18 protein-coding genes are annotated in these 17,314 nt (G+C 48.3%); 13 read left to right on the top strand and 5 right to left on the bottom strand.

Features of this window, described 5'->3' with window-relative positions; genetic code table 11:
* Positions 1-45 precede the first annotated feature (45 nt).
* On the top strand, positions 46-534 hold the full coding sequence (locus tag AC4MRN_RS12160; protein WP_073324457.1) for a DUF4442 domain-containing protein: 489 nt from the start codon (positions 46-48) through the stop codon (positions 532-534).
* A gap of 96 nt (positions 535-630) precedes the next feature.
* On the opposite strand, the gene AC4MRN_RS12165 is transcribed toward AC4MRN_RS12160, so the two are convergent.
* A complete protein-coding gene (locus AC4MRN_RS12165; RefSeq protein WP_155013502.1) occupies positions 631-1,050 on the bottom strand; it encodes a hypothetical protein in 420 nt (139 codons plus the stop codon).
* Between the two features lie 560 nt (positions 1,051-1,610).
* On the opposite strand from AC4MRN_RS12165, the gene AC4MRN_RS12170 reads away from it, so the two are divergent.
* Together AC4MRN_RS12170 and ilvN are read left to right on the top strand one after the other, a co-directional pair.
* On the top strand, positions 1,611-3,329 hold the full coding sequence (locus AC4MRN_RS12170) for an acetolactate synthase 3 large subunit (RefSeq protein WP_491203420.1): 1,719 nt from the start codon (positions 1,611-1,613) through the stop codon (positions 3,327-3,329).
* Positions 3,329-3,826 carry an acetolactate synthase small subunit gene (gene ilvN, locus AC4MRN_RS12175; protein ID WP_073324354.1) on the top strand — a complete coding sequence of 166 codons (498 nt, stop codon included), beginning with the start codon at positions 3,329-3,331 and terminating at the stop codon, positions 3,824-3,826. Before AC4MRN_RS12170 ends, ilvN begins: the two co-directional genes overlap by 1 nt.
* Before the next feature lie 90 nt (positions 3,827-3,916).
* Here ilvN and AC4MRN_RS12180 read toward each other — a convergent pair whose 3' ends face one another.
* Together AC4MRN_RS12180 and AC4MRN_RS12185 are read right to left on the bottom strand one after the other, a co-directional pair.
* Positions 3,917-4,204 carry a hypothetical protein gene (locus tag AC4MRN_RS12180; protein ID WP_073324355.1) on the bottom strand — a complete coding sequence of 96 codons (288 nt, stop codon included), beginning with the start codon at positions 4,202-4,204 and terminating at the stop codon, positions 3,917-3,919.
* Between the two features lie 162 nt (positions 4,205-4,366).
* The gene (locus tag AC4MRN_RS12185; protein WP_491203421.1) at positions 4,367-5,326 is read right to left on the bottom strand and encodes a hypothetical protein; all 960 of its coding nucleotides are present in this window, start codon (positions 5,324-5,326) and stop codon (positions 4,367-4,369) included.
* 308 nt (positions 5,327-5,634) lie between these two features.
* On the opposite strand from AC4MRN_RS12185, the gene tatA reads away from it, so the two are divergent.
* From tatA to hemB, 7 genes are all read left to right on the top strand, one after another.
* A complete protein-coding gene (gene tatA / locus AC4MRN_RS12190) occupies positions 5,635-5,874 on the top strand; it encodes a Sec-independent protein translocase subunit TatA (RefSeq protein WP_073324458.1) in 240 nt (79 codons plus the stop codon).
* A complete protein-coding gene (gene tatB / locus AC4MRN_RS12195) occupies positions 5,874-6,173 on the top strand; it encodes a Sec-independent protein translocase protein TatB (RefSeq protein ID WP_073324357.1) in 300 nt (99 codons plus the stop codon). The genes tatA and tatB overlap by 1 nt, the downstream gene beginning before the upstream one ends.
* Positions 6,174-6,911 carry a twin-arginine translocase subunit TatC gene (gene tatC / locus AC4MRN_RS12200; RefSeq protein WP_370241142.1) on the top strand — a complete coding sequence of 246 codons (738 nt, stop codon included), beginning with the start codon at positions 6,174-6,176 and terminating at the stop codon, positions 6,909-6,911. It begins immediately after the preceding gene.
* 77 nt (positions 6,912-6,988) lie between these two features.
* The gene (locus AC4MRN_RS12205) at positions 6,989-7,555 is read left to right on the top strand and encodes a hypothetical protein (protein WP_073324359.1); all 567 of its coding nucleotides are present in this window, start codon (positions 6,989-6,991) and stop codon (positions 7,553-7,555) included.
* The gene (locus tag AC4MRN_RS12210; RefSeq protein WP_491203422.1) at positions 7,556-8,329 is read left to right on the top strand and encodes a TatD family hydrolase; all 774 of its coding nucleotides are present in this window, start codon (positions 7,556-7,558) and stop codon (positions 8,327-8,329) included.
* 8 nt (positions 8,330-8,337) lie between these two features.
* Positions 8,338-10,209 (top strand): sensor domain-containing diguanylate cyclase, encoded by a 1,872-nt coding sequence (locus AC4MRN_RS12215; protein WP_155013506.1) that lies wholly within the window; start codon positions 8,338-8,340, stop codon positions 10,207-10,209.
* A gap of 10 nt (positions 10,210-10,219) precedes the next feature.
* Positions 10,220-11,221 carry a porphobilinogen synthase gene (gene hemB / locus AC4MRN_RS12220; RefSeq protein WP_370241147.1) on the top strand — a complete coding sequence of 334 codons (1,002 nt, stop codon included), beginning with the start codon at positions 10,220-10,222 and terminating at the stop codon, positions 11,219-11,221.
* 94 nt (positions 11,222-11,315) lie between these two features.
* Here hemB and AC4MRN_RS12225 read toward each other — a convergent pair whose 3' ends face one another.
* Together AC4MRN_RS12225 and rhlB are read right to left on the bottom strand one after the other, a co-directional pair.
* Positions 11,316-12,827, bottom strand: coding sequence for a Ppx/GppA phosphatase family protein (locus AC4MRN_RS12225; RefSeq protein ID WP_491203423.1), 1,512 nt, complete (start codon positions 12,825-12,827; stop codon positions 11,316-11,318).
* Between the two features lie 14 nt (positions 12,828-12,841).
* Positions 12,842-14,104: an ATP-dependent RNA helicase RhlB gene (rhlB, locus tag AC4MRN_RS12230; RefSeq protein ID WP_073324363.1), complete on the bottom strand. Its 1,263-nt coding sequence runs from the start codon at positions 14,102-14,104 to the stop codon at positions 12,842-12,844.
* A gap of 99 nt (positions 14,105-14,203) precedes the next feature.
* Between rhlB and trxA the strand changes: the two genes are divergently transcribed.
* The 3 genes from trxA to rho all read left to right on the top strand — a co-directional run.
* Positions 14,204-14,530, top strand: coding sequence for a thioredoxin TrxA (trxA, locus tag AC4MRN_RS12235; RefSeq protein WP_073324364.1), 327 nt, complete (start codon positions 14,204-14,206; stop codon positions 14,528-14,530).
* A gap of 128 nt (positions 14,531-14,658) precedes the next feature.
* Positions 14,659-15,972, top strand: coding sequence for a prephenate-dependent tRNA uridine(34) hydroxylase TrhP (gene trhP / locus AC4MRN_RS12240; RefSeq protein ID WP_491203424.1), 1,314 nt, complete (start codon positions 14,659-14,661; stop codon positions 15,970-15,972).
* A gap of 273 nt (positions 15,973-16,245) precedes the next feature.
* The coding region (rho, locus tag AC4MRN_RS12245; protein WP_491203425.1) for a transcription termination factor Rho at positions 16,246-17,314 on the top strand (1,069 nt) is incomplete at its 3' end.

A 17,314-nucleotide genomic window follows, 5' to 3' on the forward strand; every position in this document is an offset into this window, starting at 1 on the left:
AGAACCGACTACTCTTCTGGTATGACCAGTAATGAAAATAAAGCTATGAAGCACAATCCACTTCGCGCATTTGCGCAAAAAGCTAATCAGTATCCATTGTGGCTACGCCAGCGCTTGCTGACCTGGATGTTCAGATACAAAGTCAAGCTGGCTGGCACAGCAAAAGTCGATATTCTGGGGACGAACCTAAAGCAGGTAACATTCCGCCAGAAAAACTACAAGAAAGTACAAAATCACATAGGTAGTGTGCACGCCGCTGCAATGGCCTTGCTGGCAGAATCTGCTACGGGGTTTATAGTGGGTGTAAATTTACCCGGTGATAAGTTACCGCTTATTAAATCCATGAACCTGCAGTACGTAAAGCGTGCTCAGGGTGATATGCTGGCGGTTGCGTCACTCACGGACGAGCAAATCGCGATGATGCAGGAGCAGGAAAAGGGTGAAGTCACCGTGCAGGTTAAGGTTACCGACGCACAAAACATTGAACCCATTCTGTGTGAAATGATTTGGGCCTGGGTGCCGAAAAAGAAATAACGTCAGACAGTATTCGATGCCTGTGTACGTAGGGTGAGCCAATTCCGACTTTGGCTCGCTTTCTAGCGCGATGTCCTTTGTGCGCTGGGTACAGCGTCATGCGTCTGGTGGTTGGAAGTGTTCAATCAAATGTAGCGCTGCAGTGCCCCAAATATGTTCCACGTTGTTGTTGTATTCAGGGTCGTGTTTTTCTACAGCTCTTAATAGCGCGCCGCGCCATTTCATCATCATATCGGCGGAAATGTTTAAACCATTTGGGCCATGTGAGTCGATAAGTTTTCTTAATTCCTGTGGCGCGGTAACACCATCTGCGCCTAACACCGTAAACGTGAGTGACTGAGCCAGTATCCGCTGTCTGCGGCTGGAGTCAGTATCACTCATTAATTGTTTAATACGTCGATCAGCGGCGATGAACTCTTCGTAAAACGTGCGATAAAACAAACCACCACAAGCGGTGAGTCTGGCTAGTGAGGCGATAAGATCTGCTTTATCGGCCGATGATAGAACGTAATTCACTGTACCCCCTGAACAGATAAACGCCGGTTCTTCAACCGGAACAAACGTTACGATGAGTAGGCCTTACTTATAGGCCATAACACAATATCTGTACAGCCTGACCGCAGTATTCGTTTTAGATTAGGGCCTTTTTCAGAGTGCATAAAAGTCATCACTATTACTCAAATTACACGCCAATCGAAATGTTTATCCTAATTTTTGCCGTTATTGAAAATTGTTGTAATTTTGTCAAGTTGCTCTGCGGGCCAATGTTTAAGCGGGGTTGGAGTGTTTTTTATACAGCTTTAGTGTTAATTTAATGTGAATAGTTATTTCGATTATTGATGAAAAATTCAAAAAATCGAAAGATTTATCCTAATTATTTCCATTATTGGGATATATGTCTCACTTTTATTCATAAAACTGTTTTATCTTCCTAACTGCTTCGTTATAGTCCGCGTACCGTAATGAGGTGAGAAACAGATTTTGCCATTTTTCTCGTTCGACGAACTGTGTTTTTCACTTGTTACGGTTAATTTTTACGCTGTAACAGGCACAATTATCCAATAGGAGATAACACCGTGAAGATGATGTCGGGCGCCGCCATGGTGGTGGAAGCGCTAAAAGATGTAGGAGTTACACATGTATTCGGTTACCCGGGTGGTGCCGTACTTGACATTTATGATGCATTATTTGCTCAGGATGATGTCAAACATGTCCTCGTACGTCACGAACAAGCGGCTGCTCATATGGCAGACGGTTATGCGCGTTCGACCGGCAAAACGGGTACGGTCCTGGTCACCTCTGGCCCAGGGGCAACAAATACCCTGACCGGTATCGCAACAGCGTATATGGATTCAATTCCAATGGTTGTATTGTCTGGCCAGGTGCCGTCAATGCACATCGGCGAGGACGCGTTTCAGGAAACAGACATGGTGGGTTGTTCCCGCCCAATTGTGAAGCACAGCTTCCTGGTGAAGCGCGCTGTAGATATTCCTGAGGCAATTGCCAAAGCATACTATATTGCTAACACAGGGCGCCCTGGCCCGGTGGTAGTTGATTTACCTAAAGACATCGTTAACGTGATGGAAGAACACCCGTATGTGTATCCAAGCAGCGTTGAGATGCGTTCATACAACCCAACCGTTCGCGGCCATACCAAGCAGGTTAAGAAAGCAGTAGCGTCGCTTAAGAAAGCTGAGCGTCCGGTACTATACGTAGGCGGTGGTGCTGTTACCGCAGAAGCGTCTGGCCTGGTTACGAAACTGGCTGAACTGCTCAATTCGCCGGTAACCTGTACCCTCATGGGACTCGGTGCGTTTCCGGGAACACATCCACAATTTGTGGGTATGCTGGGTATGCACGGTACCATGGAAGCAAACAAAACCATGCACAACGCAGACTGCATTCTTGCGCTGGGTGCACGTTTTGATGACCGGGTGACCAATAACGTAGCGAAGTTCTGCCCACACGCAGAAATTATTCATGTTGATATCGACCCGGCGTCGATTTCCAAAACCGTCAATGCACATATTCCGGTTGTGGGTTCAGTCGACGTGGTTGTCGAGCAAGTTCTGGAGCTGCTTAAGCCCGAAGAATTGTCCGGGCAGTCAGAAAAGCTTGCTGACTGGTGGCAGCAAATTGATCAATGGCGTTCACGTCAGTGTCTGACCTATGATCAGGGCGACACCGTGATCAAGCCACAACGCGTTATTGAAGCGCTGTACAAATATACCGACGGCAAAGCGTACGTCAGCTCAGACGTAGGTCAGCACCAGATGTTTGCTGCGCTTTATTACCCGTACGCCAAACCACGTCAGTGGATTAACTCGGGTGGCCTGGGCACTATGGGCTTTGGTTTACCGGCTGCGATGGGGGTGCAGTTTGCGCATCCGGAAGCAACGTCTGTGGTTGTTACGGGCGACGGCAGTATCCAGATGAACATCCAGGAACTGGCGACCTGTTTACAGTACAACCTGCCAATTAAAATTATTTCACTGAACAACCGTGCGTTAGGTATGGTGCGTCAGTGGCAGGATATGATTTATAAAGGGCGTCACTCTCATTCTTATATGGATTCTTTACCTGACTTCGTCAAACTGGCTGAGGCTTACGGTCACGTTGGTATCAAAGTCGACTCACTGGACCAACTCGATGCCGCGATGGAGAAGTGTTTTAGCTTAACCGATCGTCTGGTGTTCATGGACATTGCAGTTGACCAAAACGAACACGTATACCCCATGCAAATTAAGTACGGCGCAATGGACGACATGCGTTTAAGCAAGACGGAGAGAACCTGATGAAAAGAATCATATCGGTATTAATGGAAAACGCACCGGGTGCTTTGTCGAGAATTGTTGGCGTGTTTTCACAACGCGGTTATAACGTTGATTCTTTATGTGTAGCACCGACTGAAGATCCTAGCCTGTCTCGCCTGACTATTATTACGCATGGTGATGATAAGGTAATCGAACAGATTACCAAGCAGGTAAACAAATTAGTCGACGTGCTCAAAGTCGTTGATTTAACAGAAAATGCGCACATTGAGCGTGAAATGATGCTGATTAAAGTCGCCACGCGCACCGAAGCTATCCGTGCTGAAGTTAAGCGCAATGCAGATATTTTCCGGGCCAATATCCTGGATGTATCAGTAAACAACTACACTATGGAAGTGACGGGCACCACTGACAAGCTTGATGCGTTCGCTACCACTATGGCCCAGTGTACGGAGATCATTGAATCTTCTCGCACCGGTGTGTGTGGATTAGCGCGCGGTGAGCGTGCACTGAGACCCTAGCTTGCACAGCTAATTAAACAAAAAACCCCGGTAATTACCGGGGTTTTTTGTATGTACTGCGACGTCGCTTACGGAATGGGTAAACGAATTCTAATCCTGTTGACTACACTGGCGAAACTGCGTGTAGTCCTGACGTTGCTGACTGCGAATAGCAACGACGACCATGAATGCGGTGAAAGCAGAAAACATTAACTGAATGGCCTCTTCATTTACCACTGAAGTTCGCTTTTGAGGAGGCAACATGGACACCTGAGGTCCGCTGGTATGAACATTAGCTCGAAAAAACGTGAGTAAATCATCATGTTCTGGCTGAAGGGCAAACGCAGGTAAAGACAACACCAAGAAAAGCGCACAGCGAATGGCATTCTTGATACACATGCGAAAGTATCTCCCTGTTCAGCAATCCATTAGTAATAAAATCGGGCGAATATTAAACCCAATTCTTTCGATGCACGCAACATAAACCCAATGATTTACGCATCGTTCGAGTGAACATTAAGCTAATCACGTATTGAGTAAAAAGTAAACAGTTGTCGGATGTCAGTTGCTGCCATAGTAGAATTCAAACCGCACGGCGAGCCCGTAAGAAGGGGAAAAATGCTCTTGTTTCAGCCAGATAACAAAGGGTTCTAATTCGAAAAATAACCAACTGCGGCGATAGTTTGTGCGCCACCTTACACTAGTGTAAACCTCAGTGACGTGATGGTTTGGTTTGGTCAGGCCCTTTACAAAAAAGGTGTAAAGCAAGGCGCTTTGGTCAGTCAGCGGCCGCAGGTACTGTAGTTCGTGGCGCCATAACCAATCAGTGCTCCTGTCTCTGTAATAGTAGCGGTTTTGGAGTCTGACAAACTGGTCTTCTTCCAGCATTTGGGTAAAGTTTAGGCCAAGTTCTGCACCAAACTGGTCCCGGGTGTAATAGTAAATTTCACCATCGTAGTCGAGCTTAAAATCTTCCGCGAACCAAATGTCATCTTCGTAACGACTGCGGGCAAACAGTTGATCTCCGCGTCCCGCCCCAATGCGATGCGACAATTTTGAGTTGTCATTTTTCTGGTAGCGTAAGGCGAGACTGGCAGAGTCCTGTAAGTGATCAACGGAGTCTCTGGCCGCTCGGATATTATCTCGTCGGGTGTAGTCGTCATCGTCAGACAAAAGCAGCTCGACACGGTTTTTTAGCGCGGGTAATTTTACTCTGATCCGAAAGCGAAAGTCGGTTGCCATCAAATCACGGGTTCTGGGCTCAAGCCCAAATCTCACCCGGCCTTCAGCTTGCGCATCCTTGTGATTGTCGCTGCCTTCCAGGGCAAAAAACTCGTCGAGTTGTTGCGCAGTATAGTCCATAGAATTACTGAACTTACTGTGCCAGACGTCCAGCCAGGCATCATCGGCGGCGGGCTGGGGGGGGTTCTCCGTCTGCTCGTCGGCGTTGACTGGTGTTGAAACGGTAATCAGTAGAATAAATACATACCAACGCCCCTTACGTCTGAACGGTGCTTTCAAATACTAAATCCTTTTAGTTGTGGGATGCTGTGCGAGTAGGGAACGAATCATTGGCGGCCCGGTCCTAATACAGTGCTGAATCGCTACTATTAAGCTTGCGCGATAAATACGGTACCTGCAAATGATTTTTCGTTACAGCTCATGTCATTAGCGTGGTCAACAAAGGTGAAATTATTCGGTTAGACCAGCTAACAAATGCTGGCTTATCCGTGCAGGCTCGGTAGAATGTAGTGATTCAGGGATAAAAGTACTGCCCGGCCACGCTGTCGGTGGCATACTGTGTAAACAGAAGTAAGTTAGAGGTTTTTATGGGTGGAATAAGTTTGTGGCAACTGCTGATCGTATTGTTGATTGTTGTGTTGCTGTTTGGAACTAAGCGGTTAAAGAGCATTGGCTCTGATCTGGGTGGTGCGGTAAAAGGCTTTAAGAAAGCTGTGACCGATGAAGAAGCAGATGCTGACTTCAAAGACAGCCAGGCCAAGGTAGAAGAAAAACCTGCCGCAACGGCGTCAACTAAAACTGAAAGTGACGTTAAAGAAAAGCAATAATGTTTGATATTGGGTTTTTTGAAATCCTGGTGATAGGTGTACTGGCACTGTTAGTGCTGGGGCCGGAACGTTTACCCGGGGCTATTCGCTCTACGCTGAAAACAGTGCGTAGTGTGCGCAATATGGCCTCAGGGTTTAAACAGGAGGTGGAACACCAGCTTCGTGTACATGAGTTACATGAGAATTTGAAAAAAGCGGAGCAGCAAGGCCTGAAGGACTTAACACCGGAATTACAAGACAGTGTTGATGAATTGAAGAAAGCCGCTGAGTCTGTTCAAGAACCGTATAAAAAGCCTTAGATGTCTGAAGAAAACAGTTTAATTTCGCACCTCATTGAGCTGCGTACCCGAATTCTGCGGGCACTGCTTAGTGTAATGGTGGTGTTTTTGTGTTTGGCCTATTTTGCCAATGATCTTTACCAGTTGTTGGCAGAGCCGTTGCTAAATACGTTGCCTGACAACGCTTCCATGATAGCAACTGACGTTGCCTCGCCTTTCTTCGCACCGTTTAAACTCACCTTGGTGTTGTCCTTCTTTATTGCTATTCCTTTCGTGTTGTATCAGGTTTGGGGCTTTGTCGCACCGGGCTTATACCGCAATGAAAAAAAGCTGGTGGCACCGCTGTTGCTGTCCAGCACCTTGCTGTTTTATGCAGGAATGGCGTTTGCGTACTTCGTTGTGTTTCCCATCGCGTTTGCGTTTTTTACGTCGGTTGCACCTGAAGGCGTAACCGTGGCCACCGATATAAACAGCTACCTGAATTTTGTCCTTAAGCTGTTTTTTGCATTCGGTATGTCTTTTGAAATCCCGGTAGCTATCGTGTTGTTGTGTTGGACCGGCATTACCGATGCAGACAGTTTGCGCCAGAAACGTCCTTATGTCGTCGTAGCGGCATTTATTGTTGGAATGCTGCTAACGCCTCCGGATGTCATTTCACAAACACTACTGGCAGTGCCAATGTGGATTTTGTTTGAGTTTGGTGTCATTGTAGGCGGAATTTATTCAAAAAAAGACGACGAAGACGCGTCTGCTGAATAAGGCTGTGAGCGGGCTTATTCAGGCTAACTGACCGGTTAGGATTTACATCCACATTACCGGCACAACAGGACAGAAACATGAGTTTACGTACTAAGCTGCTATTGCCACTGGGTTTATTCTTCTCCGCTATATCTGCTGCTCAGGCCACGACGCTGGAACAGGCACTGACAGAATGCCGGGCCAAGGATAATGTCATTGAACGCCTTGCCTGCTACGATGCTATTGACCTTTCACCGCTTGCCAATAAAAAGCCAATGCCTGAGCGTATGGACAAATCCGTGACGGAAATTGCTGAAGAAAGACGTCAGCAAGTGAAGCCAGTACAACCAGCTCCAGCGCCCGCACCAACACAGCCCGTTGAGCCGGCTGTAAAACCAAAACCTGAGAGTCAGTTTGGTTTGCAGGTTAAATCTGAAGTGGATGAAATAGAGGATATTTCAGACACAATCGCAGACATCACAAAAACCATTCGCGGTAAACAGGTCATCCACATGGTGTCAGGTGCTGTCTGGCAGCAAGTGGACTCAAGATACTTCAAGCTTAAAAAAGACATGGACGTGTATATTGAACGCGGTTCATTGGGTTCTTTTTACCTGGGGCATGACGGGGTTAACGGTCGAATAAAAGTTAAACGGATCAAATAAATGCCGTGGTTTGATGCTGGGGTTAACTTGTTTGACGACAGAATGCCTGCCGAACAAACAATCACATTGGCGGCGCAAGCCGGGGTAGATCGGTTGTGTTTGATCACCACTCACCCCGACGAGTGGGAAGTGGCTGAACAGTTATATCTTCAGCACCCCGACAGGCTTTGTTACACCCTCGGTATTCATCCTCATCACGCGAAAGATGCCAGACCTGAGCATTGGGACATACTCATTGAAAAGGCGACACTACCTGGTGTAGTCGCCATCGGAGAGTGTGGTTTGGACTACAACCGGGACTTCTCTCCAAGAGAGGTCCAACGCAGTGTATTTGAACGACAGCTATCGATTGCCACTGAATTGAAAAAGCCAGTGTACTTGCATGAACGTGATGCGTTTGATCATCAGCATCAGTTATTAGCGCAATATTTACCGGCATTGCCCGGCGGAATTGCACACTGTTTTACGGGTGATGCTGTGCAAATGAAGTCGTATCTGGCATTAGGATTATATATTGGCGTGACTGGCTGGTTATGTGACGAAAGACGCGGTAGCAGCCTGCGTGACGCGGTACAGCAACTGCCGTTGGAGCGTTTGATTCTGGAAACCGATGCGCCGTACTTGTACCCTAAAACTCTTAAGCCGCGGCGCCGAAACAACACGCCTGCTAATTTGCCGCACATTGGACAAGCGCTGGCGACCCTTGTAAAGCAAGAGCTTGAGATTATAGAGCAGGCAAGTTATACCAACAGCCTGACCCTGTTCAATTTGTAGGTAGACAAATGCAGTTTAGTGCGCCCACTACTCGAATTACCGACAAATGGTTATTTGCCATGACGGTAGTCTTTGTGGTGGCCTTATTGGTTTTATTTACCAACAATGCACTGAATCAACCCAGACAATACTTCTGGCCGGCGGTAACCCAGTGGGTCAGTGAGCAGAATCAAGCTTCGTATGAGTCTATTCTAGCCGTGCCAGATTCAGCCTGGCAAGAAGCGGTAAATCCTATTAATGCCGGGCTATCCGATGAACCAATATGGTTGCGATTCACATTGCCTGTAACGCAGATAGACCAGCATGGGACCTATATCGACATCGGGTATCCATTACTCGATAGCATCGATGTCTGGATTCAACATGGTAGCGAAACAACCCATTATCATGCCGGCGACGCACAGCCATTCGCGCAGCGCGATAATAAGTATCACGGCTTTTTGTTCCCTGTGCCTGACTATGGCAGTGCGGTCTCCGTTATCATGCGAGTGCAGTCTACCAGTGTGGTAAAAGTGCCGGTGAAAATTTGGCAGCAGAAGGCGTTTTGGGAGCACATCAGTAACACAAATCTGGTCATGGGGCTGTTTTTTGGTTTGTTGCTGGCCATCGCGCTAAGTAATTTATTTTTCTTTTTCACCACCCGCACACTGACATTTATTTTCTATACCGGCTATGTCATTTGCCTGGGATTAACATTAGCCACATTACATGGTTTTGCCTACAAATACTTGTGGCCAGCGCAGCCTTGGTTTCAGTCTAAAGCCATTTCACTTTTTGCCAGTACAACGCTGATTTTTGCAGTGGTATTTTCAGCGTCCCTGCTGGAAATTCGCACGTACAGCAAACGGTTATCAACGGTGTTCAATGCCCTTGCCGGCGCATTTGGTCTGATTGCTGCCAGCGCGCTGTTTCTCGATTATGCAGTGTCCATTCGCATCTTCCTGGTGTTACTTACGATTACCGTCTTTTTAATCATGGGCGTAGCAATATGGCTGGCGCGTAAGAAAGTCTCGGTAGCCGGATATTATGCGCTGGCCTGGGGCGCATTACTGGTGAGTGCGTTTACCGCGAGTCTGGATAACCTGGACATTGTGGCTATTAGTATCCCGTCTCAGGTGCTGTTGTTATACGGTGCAACCATCGAAGTGCTGATGCTGGCCTTTATTCTGGCCATCAGTTACAGCCGTCAACGCGATTTTATGCTGTCTGCCAAAGAAGATGCGCTGGAAAAAGAACGCGAGGCTGTCAGGGCAAAGCAGGCGCTGATTGATCTGCAACAATCTACTCAGGATGAATTAGAGTATAAAGTGGGCGAGCGCACCCTGGAGTTGGAAATTGCGTTGAGAGAACTCTCCGAAGCGAATCGCGAGCTTGAAAAACTCAACACTATTGACCCGTTAACAGGCATACGCAACCGTCGTCATTTTGACAAACGTTTGCAGGCAGAGGGACGACGCAGCCGTCGTGAACAAACGCCATTGGCGTTGGCTATGGTCGACATTGACCACTTCAAGTCGGTGAACGACCAGCATGGCCACAGCGCAGGGGATGCCTGTATTCAGCACGTGGCGACCATCTTACAACAACAATTAAAACGTCTGTCTGACGATGTGTGCCGTTATGGCGGAGAGGAATTTGGCCTTATTTTGCCTAATACCGACACGGCGGGGGCGCAGCAGTTATTAGAAGCGATGCGCGCCGAGATCGAAGCAAACCCCTGCCAGTTTGATGGTACCTCGATTTCACTGACGATCAGTGCAGGAGTGGCCTCTGGTGTCATTGCTTTCGGCGATGAAGAAACCAGCCTGCTAAAAACGGCCGATGAACGATTATATCAAGCCAAGCAAGCCGGCCGAAACCGGGTTGTGGCAGAACAGTAAAGGTTTATCCATGTCTTATTCTCAATACTTACCGCGCAGAATGCGCAGATTACGTCGCACGGATGGACTGCGTGCCATGGTGGCTGAAAATCAGTTGAGCGCAGCAGATTTGATCTACCCGGTCTTTGTATTACCCGGAGCGAATCAACGTGAGGCCGTGCCGTCGATGCCAGGCGTTGAACGCTTGTCCATTGACTTGTTAGTTAAGGAGGCGCAGGCCGCTTACGATTTGGGTATTCGCAGTCTGGCGTTATTTCCGGTTACACCCATGGAAGCAAAATCACTGTGCGCCAGTGAGGCCTTTAATCCCAACGGTATTGCGCAAACGGCCATTCGCGAGTTGAAGAAACACGTGCCTGACATGATGCTGATTTCAGACGTGGCATTGGATCCCTTCACGTCACACGGACAGGATGGGCTCATTGATGAAGACGGGTATGTGGTAAACGATGAAACCGTAGAAATTCTGATCAAGCAGGCGCTGTCTCATGCTGAGGCGGGTGTGGACATCGTCGCGCCGTCAGACATGATGGATGGACGCATTGGCGCCATTCGCGATGCTCTGGAAGAAGCGGGCTTCGTACACACCTGTATTATGGCGTATTCCGCCAAGTACGCCTCCAGCTACTACGGCCCTTTCCGCGACGCAGTCGGCTCAGCGGCCAACATTAAAGGCGGGAATAAAAAGACGTATCAAATGGACCCTGCCAACAGTGACGAAGCCATTGCGGAAATTGCACTGGATTTGGAAGAAGGTGCAGATATGGTCATGGTTAAGCCGGGTATGCCTTATCTGGATATCGTTCGCCGCTGTAAATCTGAACTGGCAGTACCCACTTTTGCTTACCAGGTGAGTGGGGAATATGCCATGCACATGGCGGCATTTGAAAATGGCTGGCTTAACCGCGAGCAGGTCATTCTGGAGTCGCTATTGGCGTTTAAACGCGCCGGCGCCGACGGTATCCTGACGTATTTTGCCCCAGAAGCGGCAAAACTTCTGAAGCAGGGTTAGAACCTGTCAGCAAAAGCTCGGATAACAAATAAAAAAGCGAAGAACCCGGTTCTTCGCTTTTTTGTGTCACTGGTGATTAGTGAGTGAATGGGTATTAAACGCAGGTCAGGTGCCAGCCTGCCCGGTGTTGAAGCCAGGCTTCATTGACCAGTTCAGCATTAATTAACGGGTGTTCTTTTAACCAGCCTTCCGGGAAAGTAAGTGTCCAGTCGTGTTCATTCACTGCCAGCGTGATCTCCGGAATATGCTGCTGATGACGGCGCAGGCACACAACCACGGCAATACGCAAAATGCGCAGCAGGCCCATTAACATGGTACGCACGTCATCGTGGTACAAGTTAAACGGCGCAATGTCGATAGTTTGTCGGTGACACTTCACTAAGTCGCGAATGGCCGCACGTTGCAGACGGGTATAACCGGGTAAGTCGATATAATTGAGAATGTAGGCACCGTGGTCATGGTGTTTTTTGTACTCAATATGCAAGCCCAGTTCATGCAACATCGCCGCCGCATCGAGTACCGCTTCGGTATCGAGGTGACAGAAATCCGTTTGATTGCACAGCTGCTTGCAGAGATTGAGTGCAAGCTTTCTCACATTCACCGCGTGGGGTTTGTCGATATGATAGCGTCTGATAACCGTATTGATGGTCTGTGTCCGGCGGTCGTTGTGTTTTACATTGTCGAGCATGCCGTAGATCAGGCCTTCCCGCAGCGCGCCGCCGGAAATGTTCATGGTCGCTATTTTCAGGCGTTCAAATAACGCAAGCAGGATGGTGAGACCGCTTGGAAAAATAGGCTGGCGATTAGGCTCCAGGCCATCTATGACGAGGTTGGACAGATTGCCACAGTCAATACACTGTTGCTTCAGGTTGTACAAGTAATCCAGACGAATAGCGTCGCTGATTTCCTGTTTTACCAGTATTTCAGTAATGGCTTGTGGTGTGCCAGATGCGCCCAGGCAATTGTGCCAGTCGAAGCAAAGAAAGCTATCAACGACCGGGTCAAGCAAGGCATTGGCTGCTTCCATAGCGCGGTCAAAGTTGGCCTCAGACAATTCGCCATCCAGGAAGTAACGCTCCATAAAGGTCACGCAACCCATGTCCAGGCTAACCATATGAATAGGTTGCATGTCGTTGCCAATAATGATTTCAGTACTGGCACCGCCAATATCGATAACCAGCGAATTACCCTGATTAGCGGAAGTGTAAGCCACCCCCAGATAAATTTGACGGGCTTCCTCTTCACCTGAAATCACCTGTAACGGGTGCGTCAGAATCCGCTCAGCTTTCTCAATAAAGTCCTGGGCGTTTTGTGCCAACCTCAATGTGGCTGTGGCAACAACACGAATATTTGACGAGGGGATGTCCTGCAGTCGTTCGGCAAAGGTCTCCAGACACTGCCAGCCACGCTGCATACTCTCTTCGCTGAGGACCATGTCCTTGTCGAGACCAGCAGCCAGTCGAACTTTTTGTTTTACCTTGCCAATGATTTGCACGCTGCCGTTAACCACATGCACTACCACCATGTGGAAGCTGTTTGAGCCCAGGTCAACGGCCGCATAGTACTCGCCGAGTGTCTCGGCGTCATATTGTGTTTGAGGCTGCATAAACTAACGCCGTATTATTTCTTCTGCGGTGGTCTGCCTTTACCCCGACGGTTGGTTGGACGTCGGTTCTGTCTGCGTTGACGTTGCTTCGGCGGCGTAATGTCATCCAAAAGCGCATCGTGCACATAGTCAGTGACTGGAATAGCATGACTAATATAACTTTCAATTGCTGGCAGGTTTAATGCGTATTTTTCACAGGCGAAACTGATCGCGACGCCACTCTTACCTGCACGTCCTGTTCGGCCGATACGATGAACATAATCTTCCGCGTCGTCAGGCAAATCGTAGTTAAATACGTGCGTTACAGCTTCAATGTGCAAGCCTCGCGCAGCCACATCAGTTGCAACCAGAATGTCCAGACCACCCTTGGTGAAGGCATCTAAAATGCCCAGACGTTTCTTTTGAGGCACATCGCCGCTTAACAAGCCAACGCGGTGACCGTCGGCTTCCAGCCAGTCGGCTACGCGCTCACAGCTGTGTTTGGTGTTGGCAAACACAATGGCTTTGTCTGGCCACTCTTCTTCAATAAGCGTCAGTAACAAGCGCATCTTGTCGTCATCAGATGGGTAAAACAACTCTTCTGATACACGACTTGCAGTCATTTGTTGAGCTTCAACCTGAACATGAGTCGGGTTGTTCATATGCTCGTAAGCAAGTTCCTGCACGCGGTAGCTCAGCGTGGCAGAGAACAACATGCTCAAGCGCTCAGTCGCAGCAGGCATGCGTCGGAATAAGAAGCGTATGTCTTTAATGAAGCCTAAATCAAACATACGATCGGCTTCATCCAGCACGGCCACCTGAATATTTTTCAGACTAAAGACGCCCTGCTTGTAGTAATCTACAATGCGGCCGGTCGTACCAATAACGATATCTACCCCATCCTGCAATGTTTCTCGTTGACTTTGGTAACCTTCGCCCCCATAAATGAGGCCAAGTGAAAGTCCGGTGTGTTTACCGAGTAGCTCTGCATCATTATATATTTGCACAGCAAGTTCGCGGGTTGGTGCCATAATAATGGCTCTGGGACCGGCATTTTTATCTTCAGGTGACTGTTCACGACTTAAAATGTGATGGAAAGTCGCGACAAGAAATGCCATGGTTTTACCTGTTCCGGTTTGTGCCTGACCAGCGATATCGTTACCTTCTAATAAAGGAGGTAAGCTCAACGCCTGAATTGGTGTACAATGCGTAAAATTAGCCGCATTTAAGGCATCAATCACTTTGCCATTGATAGGCAAATCGGAAAAATGAGTTTCGGTTAAATGAGTTGTTTGCATAGCTTATAGCTTATCAGTGCTTGCATTAAAAAACAGTTTCTATATAACACTTATGGTAGAGCTGAACAAATCAGCGACAGACCAATTACGGAGAAAAGAATGAGCGACAAAATTATCCAGTTGACTGACGATAAGTTCGAAGCAGATGTTATCAATGCTGAAGGTCCTGTGCTGGTTGACTTCTGGGCCGAGTGGTGTGGCCCTTGTAAAATGATTGCACCTATTCTTGAAGAAATTGCAACCGATTTTGAAGGCAAGTTAACAGTTGGCAAGCTGAATGTCGATGAAAATAATGAAACTCCACCTAAATACGGCATCCGTGGTATTCCTACCCTGTTGCTGTTTAAAGGCGGTAACGTTGCAGCGACAAAAGTAGGCGCATTGTCTAAAGCACAGTTAACTGAATTCCTTAACGCGAATCTTTAAGCGTTAATCGACGTAAAAGAACCGCCTCCGGGCGGTTTTTTTGTGTCTGTTTGATCTCGGTTAATAACCGGTTTAACAATCTCGCTATGCTGTCGCGCTTCTACTGCTAAAAGAAACGACGACACATTATGCGAACACCTGAGTTGCTCTCGCCAGCCGGTTCAATGAAAAACCTGGAATACGCTTTGGCGTATGGCGCCGATGCGGTCTATGCCGGCCAGCCTCGCTATTCTCTGCGAGTACGAAACAACGAATTTACCCTGGAAAAGCTGGCTGAAGCCCGTGCTTATACATGGGAAATGGGTAAAAAGCTGTATGTGGTGAACAATATTGCGCCGCATAACAGTAAGCTGAAAACCTTTGTCAGTGACCTTGGGCCGGTTGCTGCGCTGCGGCCCGATGCGATGATCATGTCTGACCCGGGCATTATTATGCTTACGCGCGAGCATTTTCCTGACTTGCCAATACATCTGTCTGTGCAGGCGAATGCCGTAAACTGGGCCGCTGTGAAGTTCTGGCAGCAACAAGGTATTAAACGGGTGATATTGTCCCGCGAGTTGAGCCTTAACGAGATCGAAGAAATCCGCCAGCGCTGCCCTGATATTGAACTGGAAGTCTTTGTGCACGGTGCGCTTTGCATGGCGTATTCTGGCCGCTGCTTATTGTCGGGCTACATTAATAAACGGGATCCGAATCAGGGGGCCTGCACCAATGCTTGTCGATGGCAATACGATGTAAAACCGGCAACAACCGATGAGGTAGGGCAGTTTATTCCAAGTGATGAAGCCGTGGAACCGACGCTGGGTAAAGGTACTCCGGTGTCGCAGCCGTTTTTGATTACAGAACCGCAACGACCCGATGAACCTATGGCCGCGTTTGAAGATGAGCACGGCACCTACATTATGAATTCGCGGGATTTACGTGCCGTGCAGCACGTTCATCGCCTCACCGAAATCGGCGTAGATTCACTGAAAATAGAAGGGCGCACCAAGTCCTTTTATTACTGTGCCCGCACTGCTCAGGTCTACCGTAAAGCCATTGATGCCGCAGACGCCGGACAGCCTTTTGACCCTAACTGGTATAACGAATTAGCGCATCTGGCCAACCGGGGGTACACCGATGGATTTCTCCAACGTCACAATCATCAGGATTATCAGCAATACGATCGGGGCAGCTCGATAAGTACATCCCGGCAATTAGTCGGCGAAGTCATCAGCGAGAAAGGAGAATGGTGGTATATAGACGTAAAAAACCACTTTGCTGCCGATGACCTGATTGAAATCATGACGCCGACTGGAAACCAGATTGTGCACCTAACGACATTGCAGTCTTCGACGGGGGAACCTGTGTTAGTAGCGCCTGGCAGTGGTTATCGGGTTCGTATTCCAAAGCCTGATGGGTTGGCATCATCCCATGCCATATTGTTGCGTTGTACCGGCTAGGTTTTCTGACTTAACACGACCTGTGACGCCATGGTTGACGGCATAGTTAGGCGGAACCATGGCTATCGCAAAGTTTTTTTAACAATTACTCGTGAAAGGCTGGACGAGTTAAAGTTATGGTGCTAACGTTACAAGGACTAGGCAAACTGTGCGGTTTACTAGCATCCTTACAAGCCTTTACCCGGCTGGCCCATACCCGGGCAACGAACCCTTTTCTATACAATTTAACGAATTTCCCAACAAGACGTTCAAAATACACAAAGACCCACCAGTATGAATCTAACTGAACTAAAGAATAAACCAATTAGCGAATTGGTAGCCCTTGCCGAAGAAATGGGCCTGGAAAACATGGCTCGTGCGAGAAAACAGGACATCATTTTCTCGATCCTCAAAACGCACGCCAAAGGCGGCGAAGACATCTTCGGCGACGGCGTCCTTGAAATCCTTCAAGACGGCTTCGGATTTTTACGTTCAGCCGATTCATCTTACCTGGCTGGTCCGGATGACATCTATGTATCGCCAAGCCAGATTCGCCGTTTCAACCTGCGTACTGGTGACACCATTTCCGGTAAGATTCGCCCGCCGAAGGACAGCGAGCGATACTTTGCCCTGTTAAAGATCCGCGAAGTTAACTTCGACAAGCCTGAAAACTCACGTAACAAGATTCTGTTTGAAAACTTAACGCCGCTGCACGCAAACTCACGTCTGCGTATGGAGCGTGGTAATGGTTCATCTGAAGATATCACTGCTCGAGTTTTGGATTTGGCATCGCCAATTGGTAAAGGTCAGCGTGGTCTGATTGTTGCGCCGCCTAAAGCCGGTAAAACTTTGCTGCTGCAGAATATCGCGCAATCCATTGCGGCGAATCATCCTGATTGTGAACTGATGGTATTGCTGATCGACGAGCGTCCGGAAGAAGTAACGGAAATGCACCGTTTGGTTCGCGGTGAAGTTGTGGCTTCGACCTTCGATGAGCCGGCTAGCCGCCACGTTCAGGTTGCTGAGATGGTAATCGAAAAAGCCAAGCGTTTAGTTGAGCATAAGAAAGACGTGGTTATCCTGTTAGACTCAATCACGCGTCTTGCACGCGCATACAACACCGTCATCCCATCATCAGGTAAAGTACTGACCGGTGGTGTTGACGCTAACGCTCTGCACAAGCCAAAGCGTTTCTTTGGTGCTGCGCGTAACGTTGAGGAAGGCGGTAGCTTAACCATTATAGCAACTGCACTGATTGATACCGGCTCTAAAATGGATGAAGTTATCTACGAAGAGTTTAAAGGTACCGGTAACATGGAACTGCACCTGAACCGTAAGATAGCCGAGAAGCGTGTCTTCCCTG

The sequence above is a fragment of the Marisediminitalea sp. genome, from assembly GCF_984433645.1.

Coding starts and splice junctions, on each gene's coding strand:
- tatC (WP_370241142.1), top strand. CDS start 6,174: ATGTCTGAAGAAAACAGTTTAATTTCGCACCTCATTGAGCTGCGTACC.
- AC4MRN_RS12160 (WP_073324457.1), top strand. CDS start 46: ATGAAGCACAATCCACTTCGCGCATTTGCGCAAAAAGCTAATCAGTAT.
- ilvN (WP_073324354.1), top strand. CDS start 3,329: ATGAAAAGAATCATATCGGTATTAATGGAAAACGCACCGGGTGCTTTG.
- trhP (WP_491203424.1), top strand. CDS start 14,659: ATGCGAACACCTGAGTTGCTCTCGCCAGCCGGTTCAATGAAAAACCTG.
- hemB (WP_370241147.1), top strand. CDS start 10,220: ATGTCTTATTCTCAATACTTACCGCGCAGAATGCGCAGATTACGTCGC.
- tatB (WP_073324357.1), top strand. CDS start 5,874: ATGTTTGATATTGGGTTTTTTGAAATCCTGGTGATAGGTGTACTGGCA.
- AC4MRN_RS12180 (WP_073324355.1), bottom strand. CDS start 4,204: ATGTGTATCAAGAATGCCATTCGCTGTGCGCTTTTCTTGGTGTTGTCT.
- AC4MRN_RS12215 (WP_155013506.1), top strand. CDS start 8,338: ATGCAGTTTAGTGCGCCCACTACTCGAATTACCGACAAATGGTTATTT.
- AC4MRN_RS12205 (WP_073324359.1), top strand. CDS start 6,989: ATGAGTTTACGTACTAAGCTGCTATTGCCACTGGGTTTATTCTTCTCC.
- rhlB (WP_073324363.1), bottom strand. CDS start 14,104: ATGCAAACAACTCATTTAACCGAAACTCATTTTTCCGATTTGCCTATC.
- AC4MRN_RS12210 (WP_491203422.1), top strand. CDS start 7,556: ATGCCGTGGTTTGATGCTGGGGTTAACTTGTTTGACGACAGAATGCCT.
- AC4MRN_RS12225 (WP_491203423.1), bottom strand. CDS start 12,827: ATGCAGCCTCAAACACAATATGACGCCGAGACACTCGGCGAGTACTAT.
- trxA (WP_073324364.1), top strand. CDS start 14,204: ATGAGCGACAAAATTATCCAGTTGACTGACGATAAGTTCGAAGCAGAT.
- tatA (WP_073324458.1), top strand. CDS start 5,635: ATGGGTGGAATAAGTTTGTGGCAACTGCTGATCGTATTGTTGATTGTT.